Genomic DNA, 15164 nt, shown 5'->3' with positions numbered 1-15164 from the left:
GGTCAGTGTCCCGGTCCACCGGCGGCGTAACTGGGCAGCGCGCCACTGGCCGGTGCGGGGGTGCCGTCGAGGACCTCGCCGACGACGAAGGACGGATCCACCCGGCGCAGCCACATCTCCGGTCGCAGCGTGATCCGGTGCGCCAACGCCGGTGCCGCGACCTCCTTGACGTCCTCCGGGACCACGTAGTCCCGGCCGGAGAGCACGGCCCGCACCCGGGCCAGCAGCAGCAGCGCCAGCGAGCCGCGCGGCGAGGCGCCGACCAGCACCGACGGGTGTTCCCGGGTGGCCGCGGTCAACGAGACGATGTACCGGCCGACCGAGTCCTCCACCACCACGTCCTCCAACGCCGCCTGCATGGCGCGCAGGGTCGCGGCGTCGACGACCGCCTCGATCTCGGCCTCCTCGCGGCGGCGGGCCATCCGCCGACGCAGCACCTCCCACTCCTCCTCGTGCTCCGGGTACCCGAACGACACCCGCAGCAGGAAACGGTCGAGCTGCGCCTCCGGCAGCGGGTAGGTGCCCTCGTACTCGATCGGGTTGGCGGTGGCGAGCACGTGGAAGGGCTCGTCCAGGCGGTAGGTGACCCCCTCCACCGAGACCTGCTTCTCCTGCATCGCCTCCAGCAGGGCGGACTGGGTCTTCGGCGGCGTCCGGTTGATCTCGTCGGCCAGCAGCAGGTTGGTGAAGACCGGCCCGGCCCGGAAGGTGAAGTCGCCACTGCGCTGGTCATAGAGGAACGACCCGGTGACGTCGGCGGGCAGCAGGTCCGGAGTGAACTGGAGTCGGCGGAAGTCCAGCCCGAGCGCCTGGGCGAAGGACCGCGCGGTCAGCGTCTTGCCCAGGCCGGGCAGATCCTCCAGCAGCACGTGTCCACCGGCGAGGATGCCGGCGAGGACCAGTTCCAGCGAGTCCCGCTTGCCGACGACGACCTGGCCCACCGCGTCCAGCACCGCCCGGGCGAGGCGGCCGACCTCGGAGGGGGGCATCGTCCGGACGACGTCGTTCATCAGATCTTCTCCAGTTCGGCGACGATCGCCGCGAGATCGCGCGGCGAGGGGGTACGGCGGGGCGGGTTGTCCAGGAACGTCGACAGTCGCTGCCCCAGCAGGGCGCGGGCCCGGCCGGGATCGGACTCGCGGGTCACGCCGTGCTTGAGCCGCAGCCGCTCGTCGGCCAGCTCGGCGAGGCGCGGCAGGATCACCTGGGAGAAGCGTTCGGGCCGGGTCTTGGACCACTCCAGGGGGAGTTCCCATCCGTTGACCGCGGTCCGCAGCGCGTCCCGGGCGTCCCAGTTGTACATCCCCTCCTCCTCCCCGTGCTGCTGCGGTCGCGACGCACCCCGTCCGGAGCGCGGCGGCGGGGCGAGCGTGGCGACGATGCGGCGTACCGCGAGCACGGTGATCACTCCGGCGACCAGCACCACCAGGGACACCCGCAACCCGACCGCCCGCAACCCGGCGATCAGGACGACGGTCGCGGCGGCGGTGACGCCGAGGAACCCGAGCACGCTCCGCAGCCGCCCACCACGGGGCTGTTCCTGCTGGACCTGCCGTTCCTCCTCGAAGCTGAGCAGGTCGTCGATACTGGTCTTACTCACGACGTCACCTGGTCCTGCTCGACGGTGGCGGTGAGTTCGCCGCGCAACCGTCGCAGGGCGGCGCGGGCCTGGTCGCGGGTGCGCTCCTCGACCGGGCGGGTCGCGTACCGCGCCTCGCGGTAGACCTGCGCCAGCTCGGCCAGCACGTCGGCGCTGACGATCGCCGGTACACCGTTGGCGGAGTCGCCGCGCAGCAGGCGGGTGACCAGGTCGGTGGGGGTGTCGCCGGCCAGTCGGGGCACCCCGACACCGGCGGCGGCCTCTTCGAGGCGCACCCAACAGGCGATCACCGCGGTCCTCGGGTCGACGTCCCGGTCGTCCAGGTCGACCAGCCCGGCGTCGACGGCGGCGACCACCTCACGGGCGGTGCCGGCGGCGCTGCGGCGGGCCGGACGGGCGGGCAGTCTCCGGGTGACCCGGCGGGCCATACCCCGGAACACCGTCCAGGCGAGGTAGCCGATGACCACCAGCAGAACGGCGCTGAGCAGGGCCAGCGCCACCGTGCCGAGCCAGGAGGGGATCTCCGTCCGGGTCTGTTCGGCGGCCTCGCGCGGTTCGGCCGGGATCGAGGGACGCGGGTCGTCGGTCGGGTACTCCAACACGAACGGGGCGTCCTGCATGGCCGGCGGGATCCGGCTCGCGCCGATCGACGAGTGCGCGGCGGCCAGCGTGACGACGGCGAGCAGACCGATCACCGCCGTGACGGGCCACCACTTGCGCAGCAGGTCCACTCCGACCTACCTTCGCTCCACCAGGGCGTACGGCGGGCTCGTCTGCGTCACGTCCGCCATCTCCACCACCCCGCAGCGTCAGTCCAACCCGGCCAGTCGTCTCGCCCGGGCGAACACCTCGTCAAGCATTCCCGGTGTCAGCCGTCCGGTGAAGGTGTTCTGCTGGCTGACGTGGTAGCAACCGAGCAGTTCCGGTACGGCCGTGCCGGACCAGTGTGCCCCATGGCCGAAGGACGGTCGCGGGCTGGGCGCAGGCACGCCGTACACGTGGCGTGCCACCGGCCACCACGCGGCCCAGGCGAAGGCACCCAGCGCCACCACCACCCGCAGCGTCGGGCGGATCAGGTCGACCTCCCGGTGCAGCCAGGGCGCGCAGGTGTCCCGCTCGGCGGGGCTCGGCTTGTTGTCCGGCGGGGCACACCGCACCGCCGCGAAGACCCGGGTGTGCCGCAGGGTCAGCCCGTCGTCGGCGGCCACGCTGGTCGGCTGGTTCGCCAAACCGGCGCGGTGCAGCGCGGCGAAGAGCACGTCGCCGGAGCGATCGCCGGTGAAGACCCGGCCGGTGCGGTTGCCGCCGTGCGCCGCCGGGGCCAGCCCGAGCACGGCGATCCGGGCCTCGGGGTCACCGAAGCCGGGTACCGGTCGGCCCCAGTACTCCTGGTCGCGGAAGGCGGCACGTCTGGTCCGCGCCACCTCCTCCCGCCAGGTCACGAGCCGGGGGCAGGCGAAGCAGTCGGTGACGGCCGCGTCGAGGTCGGCCAGGTCGGCCGCCCGTGTGGCGCGGGCGACCACGTCGGCCGGGGTACGCGACTCAGCCAAGCTTGGCCCGGAACAGTTCGAGCGTGCGGGCCCAGGCGCTGGTGGCGGCACGCAGGTCGAACTTCTCCGGCCGGTCCTCGTTGAAGAAGGCGTGCGCGGTGCCCGGGTAGTCGTGCAACTGGCACGTGCCACCGGCGTTCTCGATCGCCCGGCGTACCGCCTGGACGCCCGGGTCGGTGGAGGTGCCGTCCGCCTCGGAGCAGTGCACGAGCGCGTCCTTGCCGGCGTAGTCGGTCCACTCCGGACGCATGCCCTCCCAGGGCAGCCGGGGGTAGAACGCGGCGGCGGCGACGATCCGCTCGGAGTGGCTGGCCGCCCAGAGCGCCAGGCTCGCTCCGGCGCAGAAGCCCGCGCAGCCGACCTTCCCGGTCACCTCGGTGCGCCCGGCGAGGTACTCGGCGGCCACCGCGATCTCGCGCGCCGCCTCGTCCATCTGCGGACCGTTCAACAGCCGCCGGGGCTCGCTCGGCTTGCCGGCCGGCTCGCCGTGCCGGAAGTCCGGCGCGAGGGCCACGAAGCCCGCCTCGGCGAAGCGGTCCACCACCGACCGGATCTGCGGCACCAGCCCCCACCAGTCCTGGATGACGATGACCGCAGGGCTGGCCGTGCCACTGGCGGGCACCGCGAGGTACCCCTCGCCGGCACCTCCGTCGCCACGGTAAGTAACCATCTCGCCCATCGGCCCATCCTCCTAGCGGTCAGTCATCGTTGGCTGGTCGCCCAGTGGTCGTACGTGTCGGTAGCCTGCCACGCGGTGACCATCGCTAGGAAGATGCGGGAGCAGTGGTGTTCACCTCCCGTTCGCGGGCCTCAGGCCGTGGACTGCGCCAGGCTCCACGCGATGCCGTCGAGGATGTCGTGCTCGGAGGCGACGACCGAGTCCATCCCGGCCCGTTCCATGATGACGCGGAGGACGAGCGCGCCCGCGCCGATCACGTCGGCCCGGCCCGGGTGCATCACCGGGATCGCCAACCGCTGTTCCCGATCCGCCGCCAGCAGTTCGGCGGTCACCTGCGCCACCCGGTCGTACGACACCCGGGCGTGGTGGATGCGGGTCGGGTCGTACCCGGTGAGGCCCTGGGCGATCGCGACCACGGTGGTGACCGACCCGGCGAGCCCGACCAGCGTGGCCGCCTCGCGTCCCGGCACCACCGTCAGCGCGCGGTCGACCGCCACCGCGATGTCGGCCTGCGCGGCGGCGATCTCGTCCAGCCCGGGCGGATCCCCGTGCAGGTGCCGCTCGGTCATCCGGACGCAGCCGATGTCCATCGAGATCGCCGCGTCGACACCGCCGTCCCGGGTGCCGACCACGAACTCGGTGGAGCCGCCGCCGATGTCCACCACCAGGTACGGCGACCGCGCGTCGGACGGCAGTCCGCGGACCGCACCGGTGAAGGAGAGCCGGGCCTCCTCGTCGCCGCTGACCACCTCGGGCGCCACGCCCAGCGTCTGCTGCACCATGGCCCGGAACTCGGCTGCGTTCTCCGCGTCCCGGCTGGCCGAGGTGGCGCACATCCGCACCCGTTCGACACCCGACTTCTCGATCTCGGCGGCGTAGTCGACCAGTGCGACCCGGGTCCGCTCGATCGCCTCGGGGGCGAGCCGTCCGGTGGCGTCGACGCCCTGGCCCAGCCGGACGATCTCCATCCGCCGGGACACGTCGACCAGCGGCGCGGACGGCCCGGCCGACGGGTCGGGCAGGTCGGCGACCAGCAAGCGGATCGAGTTGGTGCCACAGTCGATGGCGGCCACACGCGTCGTCACGACGGTCACCCTACAGTCGGCCACCCGGCGTCACAGACGCAGCAGCATCCGGGTGTTGCCCAGTGTGTTCGGCTTGACCCGTTCCAGGTCGAGGAACTCCGCGACCCCCTCGTCGTACGAGCGCAGCAACTGCTCGTAGACGGGGTGCGGCACCGGGGCGCCGTCGATCTCGGTGAAGCCGAACGAGCCGAAGAACCGGGTCTCGAAGGTGAGTACGAAGATCCGGGCGATGCCCAGGTCCCGTGCCGCCTCGATCAGCTCGGCCACGATCCGGTGCCCGATCCGCCGGCCCCGGCAGGTCGGGTCGACCGCCACCGTCCGGATCTCGGCCAGGTCCTCCCACATCACGTGCAGCGCGCCGCAGCCCACCACCGCGCCGTCGGCGACCCGGCTGGCGACCCGGAACTCCTGCACGTGCTCGTAGAGCGTGACGGTGGCCTTGCTGAGCAGCCGCCGGTCGTCGGTGTAGGTGTCCACCAGTCGGCGGATGGCGCGTACGTCGGCGGTGCGGGCGGGCCGGACCAGGATGTCGTCGGCCCCGTCCGGAGCGGGCTCGCCGCTCACTCGGCGTCCGGCACGTCGACGCACCGGCCCGCCGCCCACCAGGGCTCGACCAGGTCCAGGGTCTCGTCACCGAACGGGTTCACGCCGGGCCCGGCGCCGAGCGCGTGACCGAGGTGGACGTGCAGGCACTTCACCCGGCCGGGCATCCCGCCGGCCGAGATGCCGGCGATCTCGGGGACCTCGGCGATCGAGTCCCGCCGGGTCAGATAGTCCTCGTGTGCGGCCCGGTAGCGGGCGGCCAACTCCGGGTCGGCGGCCAACCGGTCGGCCATCTCCCGCATCAACCCGGCCGACTCCAACCGGCTGCACGCCGCGGTCGCGCGGGGGCAGGTCAGGTAGTAGAGCGTCGGGAAGGGGGTGCCGTCGGCCAGCCGGGGCGTCGTCTCCACCACGTCGGGCAGACCACACGGGCAGCGGTGCGCCACCGCCCGGGTGCCGCGCGGCGGGCGTCCGAGCTGCGCGGCCACCGCGGCGAGGTCGGCCTCCGTGGCCGGCTCCCGCTTCGGTGGGGGTACGGAGGCCGCCGCCGGCTCCTGCGGTGGTACGACAGTCACGGTGCCATCTCTCGTTCGTGCGGGGGTGGTCGGTGCTCAGTCGGCGGTCGGGGTGGCGTCGGCGGCGCGCACGCTGGACCAGAGCGTGTCGTACCAACGGTCCGGTGTGGACGGGGTGCCGGGCTCGGCGGTGCCGGCGTCCCGGGCGGCGCCGGCCGGGTCGTCGAGCAGCACCACCAACTTCTCACCCGGCCGGGTCATGAAGAACCGCTCCCGCGCCTTGGCCTCGATGAACGCGTCGTCCTGCCACTTCTCGGCCTCCTCGGTCAGCTCGGCGATCAGCTTGCGCTGGGCGTCCTGCGAGGACTCCATCCGCTCGATGTCGGCCTGCTGGTCGAGGTAGACCCGGACCGGGTACGTGTAGGCGAGGGCGAGCGCGATCAGCACCGCGACCAGCACGGTGGCCCGGCCTGTGAGACCTCGGGATTGGGGTGCGGAGAGCCGGGTGACGCCGCCTGCGGCGGCGCGCCGGGCTGCGGCGGGCCGCTTGGCGGAGCGTACGCCCTCGGCACCGCGGGCGGCCGACGGCGCCCGGCCGGCGGTGGTGCGCGACTCGGCGCGGACACCTCCGCCGTCCCGGACCGTGCCCCGGCCGACGCCGGGCCGACCGGTGCGGCCCGGCCGGCGGGCCGGACGTTGACCACCCGGCGTGCGGCGCTGCTGCATCACACCCCTCCCCCGAGGTTCACCACCCGTCAGGCGGAACGGTAACGCGGGAAGGCACCCGCACCGGCGTACCGCGCCGCGTCGGCCAGCTCCTCCTCGATCCGCAGGAGCTGGTTGTACTTGGCCACCCGGTCGGAGCGGGCCGGGGCGCCGGTCTTGATCTGGCCGCAGCCGGTGGCCACCGCGAGGTCGGCGATGGTGGTGTCCTCGGTCTCGCCGGACCGGTGGCTCATCATGCACTTGAAGCCGGCCCGGTGGGCCAGGTCGACCGCGTCCAGGGTCTCGGTCAGCGAGCCGATCTGGTTGACCTTCACCAGCACCGCGTTGGCCGCCCGCTCGGTGATGCCCCGGGCGATGCGCTGCGGGTTGGTGACGAACAGGTCGTCACCGACGATCTGGACCCGGTCGCCGATCGCGGCGGTCAGCGTCTGCCAGCCGCTCCAGTCGTCCTCGGCCAGCGGGTCCTCGATCGACACGATCGGGTACGCGTCGGCGAGCTTGGTGTAGTACTCGCTCATCTCCTCGGCGCTCTTGGCGACGCCCTCGAAGGTGTAGCGCCCGTCGGCGAAGAACTCGGTGGCGGCCACGTCCAGGGCGAAGACGATGTCGGTGCCGAGCGTGTAGCCGGCCTTCTCCACCGCCTCGGCGATCAGGTCCAGGGCGGCGGCGTTGGTGGGCAGGTTCGGGGCGAATCCGCCCTCGTCGCCGAGCCCGGTCGACAGGTCCTTCTTCTTCAGCACGGACTTGAGCGCGTGGTAGACCTCGGCGCCGGAGCGCAGCGCCTCCCGGAAGCTCGGCGCGCCGATCGGCGCGATCATGAACTCCTGGATGTCGACGTTGCTGTCGGCGTGCGCCCCACCGTTGAGGATGTTCATCATCGGGACCGGGAGCAGGTGCGCGTTCGGACCGCCCAGGTAGCGGAAGAGGCTCAGCCCGGCGCTGCCGGCAGCCGCCTTGGCCACCGCCAGCGAGACGCCGAGGATGGCGTTGGCGCCCAGCTCGCCCTTGTTGTCGGAGCCGTCGATGTCCAGCATCTTCTGGTCGATCACCCGCTGCTCGCTGGCGTCGTACCCGATGAGCTGGTCGACGATGCGGTCCTCGATGTTGGCGACCGCCTTCTCCACTCCCTTGCCCAGGTAGCGGCCCTTGTCACCGTCGCGCAGCTCGACCGCCTCGAAGGCGCCGGTCGAGGCGCCGGAGGGCACCGCCGCCCGGGAGACCGTGCCGTCGTCCAGCCCGACCTCGACCTCGACCGTCGGGTTGCCCCGCGAGTCCAGGATCTCCCGAGCCTCGATTACCTCGATGGTTGCCACTGAGTCGCTCCTCGTTCGTGTCGTCTCGTGCGGTATGGGCCGCGACGGTGCGGCTGAGGCAGGTGTTGAACGCAGCGTATCGGTCCCCGTTCCCGCGCACCGCGACCGGGCGGGCCACGACCCGCTCCGTGACCGCCGACGGGTCGGACATTCCCGAATTCTCGTGCGTCAACCGGCAACGAGTTTGCACGAGCGGGACCTGATCGATCAGGCTTGGCGCCATGCCCGCCGCCTCGACCACCCTCCGTACGCTCGCCGTGTCGGTCATCGCGTTGCTCACCGTCACCGGCTGTCAGGCTCTGGACGACGCCGGACGGGCCATGGGACGGGCCGACGTGGTCAACGAACTGGCCGCCCGCATCGACCGGGCGCTGGAGTTGACCTACTCGGCGCAGTACCAACTCTCCGGCGGACGGACCGCGTCGATCAACCAGTCGCAGGACCCGGCCCGGTCGGCGTACGAGTGGCCGGACGGCAAGCTCACCGTGACCGCCGAGGCGACCACCCGCTGCGCGGCCGACGAGGGGCGGACGGTCTGCACGCTCGAACCGCCTCCCGCTCCGAACAGCAAGCCACCGGTGGTCGTCTTCGCCGCCGCCGAACGCGAGGGACTGATCACGCCCCCGCTGGTGATGGGCCTGCTGACCAGCGCGGCACTGGATCCCGGCGCGGTCATCACCCAGCGCGAGAACACCATCGCCGGGCACCACGCCACCTGCGTCGACGTGCGGCAGACCGCCGAGAGCTTCAACGCCTGCGTGACCGCCGAAGGCGTGCTCGGCAGCTTCACCGGCCAGATCGACGGCCTGCCGGTGGAGTTGGCATTGAGCCGCTACCAGGAGCAGGTCGACGGCGCCGCGTTCGAGCTGCCGCCGGGCGCCGGCGTGGTGGACCGCCGACCCGCCACCTGAGGCTCAGAGCCCGAGCAGGGTACGCAGGTGGCGCGGGGGCGGGCAGTCGTGCGCCAGCATCTCGTCGTGCCAGTCCCGTAGCGCCACCTCCGGCGGGCGGGCCGCCGCGATGTCGGCGACCTCCGCGTACCCGACGAAGTACGTGGAGAGCTGGGCCGAGGTGAGCAGCGAACGGCGCCACTTGCCGGCCGCCTCGCCCTCCTCCTGGAAGCCCCGCCCGGTCAGCAACGCCATCGCCTCCGCCTCGGGCACCTCCTCGGCGTGCACCAACTGGTCCAGCAACGCGTTGAGGGTCATCCGCAACTGCATCTTGAGCTGCTGCAACCGCACCGGCAGGCCGCCGAAGCCGTGCCCGGCCATCAACTCCTCGGCGTAGACCGCCCAGCCCTCGACGAACGGACCGGACCGGGTCAGCGCCCGGACCCGGGTGGTGCCCCGGTGGCGGCGGGCGTGGGCGAGCTGGAGGAAGTGACCGGGCATAGCCTCGTGCACGGTCAGGTTTCTGATCATGTGGTCGTTGTACTCGCGGTAGAACGACTCCACCCGATGCGCCGGCCAGTCCGTCGGAGTCGGCGCGATGCAGTAGAACGTGGGCAGGTCGGCGGTCTCCAGCCCGCCCGGCGCGTCGCAGTAGGCCACCGCCACCCCGCGCGCGAACTGCGGCATCACCTGGATCACGCAGGGGTCGTCCGGCACGCTCACCAGGCCGTACGCGCGGACGACGTCACTCGCCTCGTCCATGGTGATCGAGGCCAGGTCGACGATGGTGTGGTCGTCCGGGTGCTCGGCGGCGAGCAGGTCCAACGCGCGGCGTACCGTCTCGTCGTCGGCCGGACCGCCGACCAGCTCGACCGCCGCCGCGCGGATCTCCTCTCCGACCCGGTCCAGGTTGGCCCACGCCCGCCGCTGGATCTCGGCGGCGCCCAGCTCGGTGTCGAGGGTGTGCCACAGGCGGGCCTCCCAGCGCCGCCGTCCCAACCGGGGGTCCCGTCCCGGCCCGTCGTCGGCCGCCAGGCCGGTACGCAGCCAGGCGACGAACTCCTCCAGCGCGGCGATCGCCACGGTGGCCGCCGGCTCGATCCGGTCGGCCAGCGCCGGTGCCTGCGCGAGCAGTTCCGGTACCTCGTCCCGGACCAGCGCGGCGGCACCGGTGAACTGCCCGACCGCCGTCTCGGCGTGGATCCGGGGCATGTCGCGCAACGTCGCCCGCGCGGTCGACATCGCGTCCGGTACGGCGGCGAGCCGCCCGGCGAGCGCGGTCAGCCGCTCCTCGACCGGCGCGTACGGCCGGGCGACGAGGGCGTGCAGCAGCGGGCCGGGATTGTGCGCGAGCGGGTCCCACTCGTGCGCCCGGATCTCGGTCAGCTCGAAGAGTTCCCGGTCGACCGCCGCCGCGAGCAGGGCGTGGTCCACCTGCTCCTCGACGTCGCCCGGATCCGGGTCGATCTCGCACAGCACACTGGCCGCGTCCACCAGCATCGCCCGGTCGGCGGCCACCGCGTCGGCGGAGAGATCCGGCAACCGGTCGTCGTACCGGTGGTCACCGACCGAGGTGGCCACCCCTGGCCGACTGACCAGCAACGCCTCGACGATCCGCTCCGCCACCACCTCGAACTTCTCCACCCCCCGACCCTAACCACCCCACCCGTCCGCCACCTCCGCCAACCCACTCCGGTGAGCCCCGCCCGCCGCAAACGGTCCACCCACTCCGGTGATCAAGGAGTTCGCGTCGTGCCAACACGGTTTCCCGGCCGCAAACCTCTTGATCACGGGGCCATGCCACCGGTAGGCGGTCGGGGGTATGCCGCCGGTAGCGCGACGGGCCCGCCCCGGGTCGCGCACCACGGAAGAGATGGGCGACCAGGGGCGGGCACAAGGTTGGAGTTACATGGTGGGTCGACCGGAACCGGGGCAGGTGCCCCGGCTACCCATCGCCTGGTGCGGTGGGCAGGCCGATCCTGGAGGAACGCCTACGCGCGCTCCGCATGTGCTGCACTGACTGCCGGGAGGCATGTACGGACTCCTTCAGGGAAGCGGTAGTCCGGGTGCGGGTCCACCTCCGGCTCGCGACCACTACCAGCCGCGACCGTTACGTGGAGGTAGACCGTCGCGCCGTCGGCGCACTTGATCCTCAGCGCCGAGGGCGACAGCCACACCCCGGGGAGGTCGCACGTGTCCCACTCCGCGAACGCGGCGGGTCGTGCGAAGTCGAGTAGCCGGGTAGTGAAGGCGAGCATCCGGATAGCCCGCTGAGCGGGGGGCGGCATCTCCGCCGGCAGGGGAACCGACTTCGGTGCCGGGCGCGGCGATGACGTCGCGGCCAGCAGAGCTGACGAGCCGGACCGGTGGGTGACCCGTACTCCGGGGGGCGACTGTTCACCAGCGGTCGTGTCTCGCCCGTACCGCTCTACCGCCTCGTGGTCCGGGTGATCACTGGCGCGATACAGGGTCGCCAGGACGTCCAGAACTTCGGTCACCTGCATTCCGTCTCCGATCTCCACTGCCCAAGCCGGGCCAAGTCTAGGCGTGCTCGTCGGCGGTGCCCTCGCCCTGCGCACGTTCAACGACATCACCCTGCCCCTGGATGGGTGGCCATCTCAGCGGCGGCGCTCTCGCTTAGACCGCACCAGCCCGGACAGACCGGATCTGCCGGGCCAGCAGGAGTTTGTGCTTCCACGGGGAGCCTCCTCGTTATGGTCGATCGGATGGTTGATCCATTGCATGAACCGGTCGTTGAACGTGGCGAGATCGGGAGTGAAGCCGAGCGTGACGATGTCGTCCACGGCATCCCGCATCGAGAGCGCGAGGTAGAAGACAAGCGCCAACGTGTGGCCCGCGTACTCATGGAGGAGGGCCAGCTTCGCCGGGCTGCACGGCCAGTGCGCCCCGCAGGCGCGGCACCGCCAGAGCGGCCGACTGGGAACATGCTCGCGGCTCACGATGCACGCCCCAGGCCGCGCAGCGTCTGACCGAGGGTCCGCAGGTCCCCGGCCTGGCCCCAAATGATCTTTATCGAGTCGTCTCCTGGCCGCAGCGTGAGCCGAGTGGCCAGGCCGGGTACACGACTCGGCGTCAGGACCGGGCCGGAGACCACGCTGTCGGGCCGCTGCGGCACGCGCGTCGGCTTGCACCTGTCGCAGACGCAGGCGTGGCCGCGTCCGCGCCGACGGCGTCCCGACATTTCGCCCCCTCGACTGGTTGGGGAGGGGCGCGCACCCGTGTCCATGATCACCGTGTTGGGTGCGCGCCCCTCAGCAGACGCGACCGCCGGGGAAGTGGGTGTGCCCTCCACCAGCCGCGCCGCCCTGCAACCAACCTGCCATTAGGTGACGAGACAACAACACCGCGTGTCGGTATGGTGTCCGAATATCCACAGTGTTGGGAGGTGTCATGGTGAATGACGCGCTGCGGGTTGCGCTTCAGAGAGCAGGCCACACCACAGAATCCCTGGCTGAAGAAGTCGGTGTAGACCCCAAGACGACGGATCGTTGGGTCAGGGAGGGACGCATCCCTCACCCGTCCACTAGGGCCACCGCAGCTACGGCACTCGGGGTACAGGTGTCGGACATCTGGCCGGACACCGAAAAGCGGCAGCGTGACCTTGTGTGGTTCCGCCCTTGGGAGGCGATCGAACGCGAGGCGCGGTCACTGCGCTCCTACCAACCGTTGCTACTGCCTGGGCTGCTTCAGACAGAGCGGTACGCGCGGGCGCTGTTCATCTCGTCCGGGCGACACACCTCGGAGGAGACAGAGCATCTGGTGACAGCCCGGATGGCTCGCAAGTCTGTGATCGCCGGGGACGGCCCACCGTGGCTGACTGTGGTCATCGACGAACGAGTGCTGCGATGCTCGGTAGGTGGACCTGATGTGATGCGGGAACAGCTCGAATACCTGATCAAGATGTCCGAGCTGCCGCACGTCCGCATCCATGTCGTTCCCCTCTCCGCCGGGATATACGCTGGCTTGTCGGGGCCGTTCGTGCTCGCCACCAGCGCCGACAACCGCACCGCCGGATACCTGGACACACCCCTGCACGGCCACGTGGTCAGTGATCCAGGAGACCTGGTCACCCTGATGGGTGCGTGGGAGAATGTGCGCGGTGAGGCCCTGTCCCACCGGCAGTCGATCGAGTTGATTAGGGAAGTGGCGGAGACATGGACCTGACACACGCCGCTTGGCGCAAGTCCAGCCGCAGCAACGCCAATGGCGGAGACTGCGTCGAGGTGGCCGACAATCTGCCCGGCGTCGTTCTGGTCCGCGACACCAAGGACCGCGACGGCGGCACCCTCCACTGCAGCCCGGGCAACTGGCAGGGGTTCGTCAACCTGGCCAAGCAGATCGGCCCTCTGGGCTGACCCGTACGCAGAAAGCCCCCAGCGCGCTGCTGGGGGCTTCCTCATGCGCCCCACTGCCCCTCAAGAGGAGCGTGGCAGCGTAGCTGTTCGACACGCCGGGTCAGCGCCAGCCACACTGCCACGATCCGGGGAGTGCGTCAGGGAGCGCGGTGCGTCAGGTGGGAGGGCGGGAGGCGGACTCGGCCTCGCGGATGGACTCGGCGTGGGAGAGGGTGGCGCGGCGCAGGGCGGTCTCCGGGTCCAGGCCGGCGGCACGGGCCTCGGCGACGGCGGTCAGCAGGGTGGCACCCAGGGCCGCCTCGGCATCCGGCTGGGCGTCGGGCGACGGCAGCGCGACACCGAGCCCGGCCCGGGCGGCGCGTTCCAGGATCTTGGTGGCCAGCGCCAGCGCGGGCTGACTCACCGCGATGCCGTCGAGCACCGAGTCCCGGGACTTCTCGGCCTGCTTGATCCGCTCCCAGTTCGCGGTGATCTCCTCCAGGCTGCCCGCCTCGGCGTCGGCGAAGACGTGCGGGTTGCGGCGGACCATCTTGTCGACCAGGCCACCGGCCACGTCGTCCACGGTCCACCGCTCGCCCTCGGGCAACTCCTCGGCCAGCCGGGCGTACAGCACCACCTGGAGCAGCACGTCACCGAGTTCCTCACGCAACGCGTCGGTGTCCCCGGCGGCGATCGCGTCGTACGCCTCGTAGCACTCCTCCAGCAGGAACCCGGCCAGACTCCGGTGGGTCTGTGCCCGCTTCCACGGATCACCGCCGGGCGAGAGCAGTCGGTCCAGCACCGCCACCGCGTCGAGCAGCCGGGCACCCGGCGGATCCCACGAGCCGTACATCAGCTCCAGCTCCGCCAGCCCCGGCTCGCGGGCCAACCGCAGCCCCAACTCCCGGGCCAGCGACTCGTCACCGGCCGGACCGGCCAGCCACACCACGGTGTCGTGCGCCGACGCCGCGTCCAGCAACACCGGCACCGCCGGCCCGTCGAGCACGCGCAGATCGGCGCCCGCCACCCGCAGGGCCGTGGTCAGCTCAGTCTCCGCCCCGGCGAAAACCGGCGCGGCGCGTACGACGTCCCAGGCGGTCGCCGTCAGCAGACCGGCCGGCAACCGGGGTGAGGTCACCAGCAGGACGATCCGGGGCACGGTCAGCCGTCGACCGGGCCGGTCTGCGCCGGCCTCGGAGTGGAGACGTCGGTGACCGCGTCGGAACCGGGCTCACCCAGCGGCACACCCACCGCGACCGCCTGACCGGCGAAGCTGAGCACCGGGAACTCCAGCGGACGGTAGCGCGGGTTGACCGTCACGTCGTACGTGTCGACCGCCTCGGCCAGGGCGTTGCGGGTCGCCAGGGCCTGCCGGAGCTGTTCGCCGTCGAGCTGCGGGGCGGCCTGCTCGACGGTCACGTCGGCGGGTACCGCACCGGCGCGCTTGCCCGCTGCCACCAGGTCGGCCAGCTCCTGCTCGGTCGGTGCCACCGGCGAGCCGACCGGGATGCCGGACAGGCAGGTGTACAGCTCGGCGACCTGCCGCGCGTACCTGGCCTCCGGGCTGATGCCGAGCTGCTGAGCCACCTGGGCGGCCTCGGCCTGCCCCTGGGGGCGGTAGTTCTCGGCGGCGGAGATCCGCTCGCAGACCTGGCCGAGCACCAGGGTGCTCACCACCTCGCTGCGGCCGGGCAGTCGAACCTGCTGTCCGGGCACCTGCTCGGCCGTCTCGGTCGGGGCCGGGTTCTTGGCCCGGGCGTCGTCGATGACCTCGGTGACGGCGTCCTCGGTGATCCGGTGGTCACCGACGTACGCGGCGACACCGGGCTCGGAACGGCAACCGGAGAGGGCGACGAGGCCGACCGCCACGCTGGCGACGGCGACAAGACGGCGAGCACGCATGCCCGT

At 71.9% G+C, this 15164-nt stretch carries 17 protein-coding genes; 3 read left to right on the top strand and 14 right to left on the bottom strand.

What is annotated here, in order from left to right:
* Positions 1–2: 2 nt before the first annotated feature.
* The 10 genes from ACQVFL_RS04470 to eno all read right to left on the bottom strand — a co-directional run bounded on the left by ACQVFL_RS04470 (position 3) and on the right by eno (position 8011).
* Positions 3–1010: an AAA family ATPase gene (locus tag ACQVFL_RS04470; RefSeq protein WP_396692630.1), complete on the bottom strand. Its 1008-nt coding sequence runs from the start codon at positions 1008–1010 to the stop codon at positions 3–5.
* Complete coding sequence (locus tag ACQVFL_RS04465; RefSeq protein ID WP_396692628.1) at positions 1010–1600, bottom strand: hypothetical protein; 591 nt, start codon at positions 1598–1600, stop codon at positions 1010–1012. Before ACQVFL_RS04465 ends, ACQVFL_RS04470 begins: the two co-directional genes overlap by 1 nt.
* Positions 1597–2331, bottom strand: coding sequence for a DUF4129 domain-containing protein (locus ACQVFL_RS04460; protein WP_396692626.1), 735 nt, complete (start codon positions 2329–2331; stop codon positions 1597–1599). The genes ACQVFL_RS04465 and ACQVFL_RS04460 overlap by 4 nt, the downstream gene beginning before the upstream one ends.
* A gap of 78 nt (positions 2332–2409) precedes the next feature.
* Entirely contained in the window at positions 2410–3123 is a 714-nt protein-coding gene (locus ACQVFL_RS04455; RefSeq protein WP_431729769.1) for a uracil-DNA glycosylase, read from the bottom strand.
* Positions 3124–3142: 19 nt separating this feature from the next.
* Entirely contained in the window at positions 3143–3829 is a 687-nt protein-coding gene (locus ACQVFL_RS04450) for a dienelactone hydrolase family protein (protein WP_431728744.1), read from the bottom strand.
* A 131-nt stretch (positions 3830–3960) separates the two neighbouring features.
* Positions 3961–4902, bottom strand: a complete 942-nt coding sequence (locus ACQVFL_RS04445) for an exopolyphosphatase (RefSeq protein ID WP_396692752.1) — start codon at positions 4900–4902, stop codon at positions 3961–3963.
* 42 nt (positions 4903–4944) lie between these two features.
* On the bottom strand, positions 4945–5478 hold the full coding sequence (locus tag ACQVFL_RS04440; RefSeq protein ID WP_350695691.1) for an amino-acid N-acetyltransferase: 534 nt from the start codon (positions 5476–5478) through the stop codon (positions 4945–4947).
* A complete protein-coding gene (locus tag ACQVFL_RS04435; protein WP_396692622.1) occupies positions 5475–6032 on the bottom strand; it encodes a DUF501 domain-containing protein in 558 nt (185 codons plus the stop codon). The genes ACQVFL_RS04440 and ACQVFL_RS04435 overlap by 4 nt, the downstream gene beginning before the upstream one ends.
* Positions 6033–6068: 36 nt before the next feature.
* Positions 6069–6698, bottom strand: a complete 630-nt coding sequence (locus ACQVFL_RS04430; RefSeq protein WP_396692620.1) for a septum formation initiator family protein — start codon at positions 6696–6698, stop codon at positions 6069–6071.
* A 29-nt stretch (positions 6699–6727) separates the two neighbouring features.
* A complete protein-coding gene (gene eno, locus ACQVFL_RS04425; protein WP_396692618.1) occupies positions 6728–8011 on the bottom strand; it encodes a phosphopyruvate hydratase in 1284 nt (427 codons plus the stop codon).
* A gap of 221 nt (positions 8012–8232) precedes the next feature.
* Between eno and ACQVFL_RS04420 the strand changes: the two genes are divergently transcribed.
* Positions 8233–8922 carry a hypothetical protein gene (locus ACQVFL_RS04420; protein ID WP_396692616.1) on the top strand — a complete coding sequence of 230 codons (690 nt, stop codon included), beginning with the start codon at positions 8233–8235 and terminating at the stop codon, positions 8920–8922.
* A gap of 3 nt (positions 8923–8925) precedes the next feature.
* On the opposite strand, the gene ACQVFL_RS04415 is transcribed toward ACQVFL_RS04420, so the two are convergent.
* Together ACQVFL_RS04415 and ACQVFL_RS04410 are read right to left on the bottom strand one after the other, a co-directional pair.
* Positions 8926–10545 carry a DUF885 domain-containing protein gene (locus ACQVFL_RS04415; RefSeq protein ID WP_431728743.1) on the bottom strand — a complete coding sequence of 540 codons (1620 nt, stop codon included), beginning with the start codon at positions 10543–10545 and terminating at the stop codon, positions 8926–8928.
* 974 nt (positions 10546–11519) lie between these two features.
* Positions 11520–11861, bottom strand: a complete 342-nt coding sequence (locus ACQVFL_RS04410) for a hypothetical protein (protein ID WP_396692612.1) — start codon at positions 11859–11861, stop codon at positions 11520–11522.
* A 454-nt stretch (positions 11862–12315) separates the two neighbouring features.
* Here ACQVFL_RS04410 and ACQVFL_RS04405 point away from each other — a divergent pair, with 454 nt between their 5' ends.
* The gene (locus tag ACQVFL_RS04405) at positions 12316–13086 is read left to right on the top strand and encodes a helix-turn-helix domain-containing protein (RefSeq protein WP_396692610.1); all 771 of its coding nucleotides are present in this window, start codon (positions 12316–12318) and stop codon (positions 13084–13086) included.
* Positions 13077–13277, top strand: a complete 201-nt coding sequence (locus ACQVFL_RS04400) for a DUF397 domain-containing protein (protein WP_431728742.1) — start codon at positions 13077–13079, stop codon at positions 13275–13277. Before ACQVFL_RS04405 ends, ACQVFL_RS04400 begins: the two co-directional genes overlap by 10 nt.
* Positions 13278–13431: 154 nt before the next feature.
* Here the strand turns inward: ACQVFL_RS04400 and ACQVFL_RS04395 are convergent, their stop codons facing one another.
* Together ACQVFL_RS04395 and ACQVFL_RS04390 are read right to left on the bottom strand one after the other, a co-directional pair.
* A complete protein-coding gene (locus ACQVFL_RS04395) occupies positions 13432–14415 on the bottom strand; it encodes a nucleoside triphosphate pyrophosphohydrolase (RefSeq protein ID WP_431728741.1) in 984 nt (327 codons plus the stop codon).
* A 2-nt stretch (positions 14416–14417) separates the two neighbouring features.
* Positions 14418–15158 carry a hypothetical protein gene (locus ACQVFL_RS04390; RefSeq protein ID WP_431728740.1) on the bottom strand — a complete coding sequence of 247 codons (741 nt, stop codon included), beginning with the start codon at positions 15156–15158 and terminating at the stop codon, positions 14418–14420.
* Positions 15159–15164 lie beyond the last annotated feature (6 nt).

Origin of the sequence: Verrucosispora sp. TAA-831, assembly GCF_050780145.1 — a bacterium.
Classification (GTDB): Bacteria; Actinomycetota; Actinomycetes; order Mycobacteriales; family Micromonosporaceae; genus Micromonospora.
Note: the sequence above shows the minus strand (reverse complement) of the source record. Positions and strands in the feature narration are given on the sequence as shown.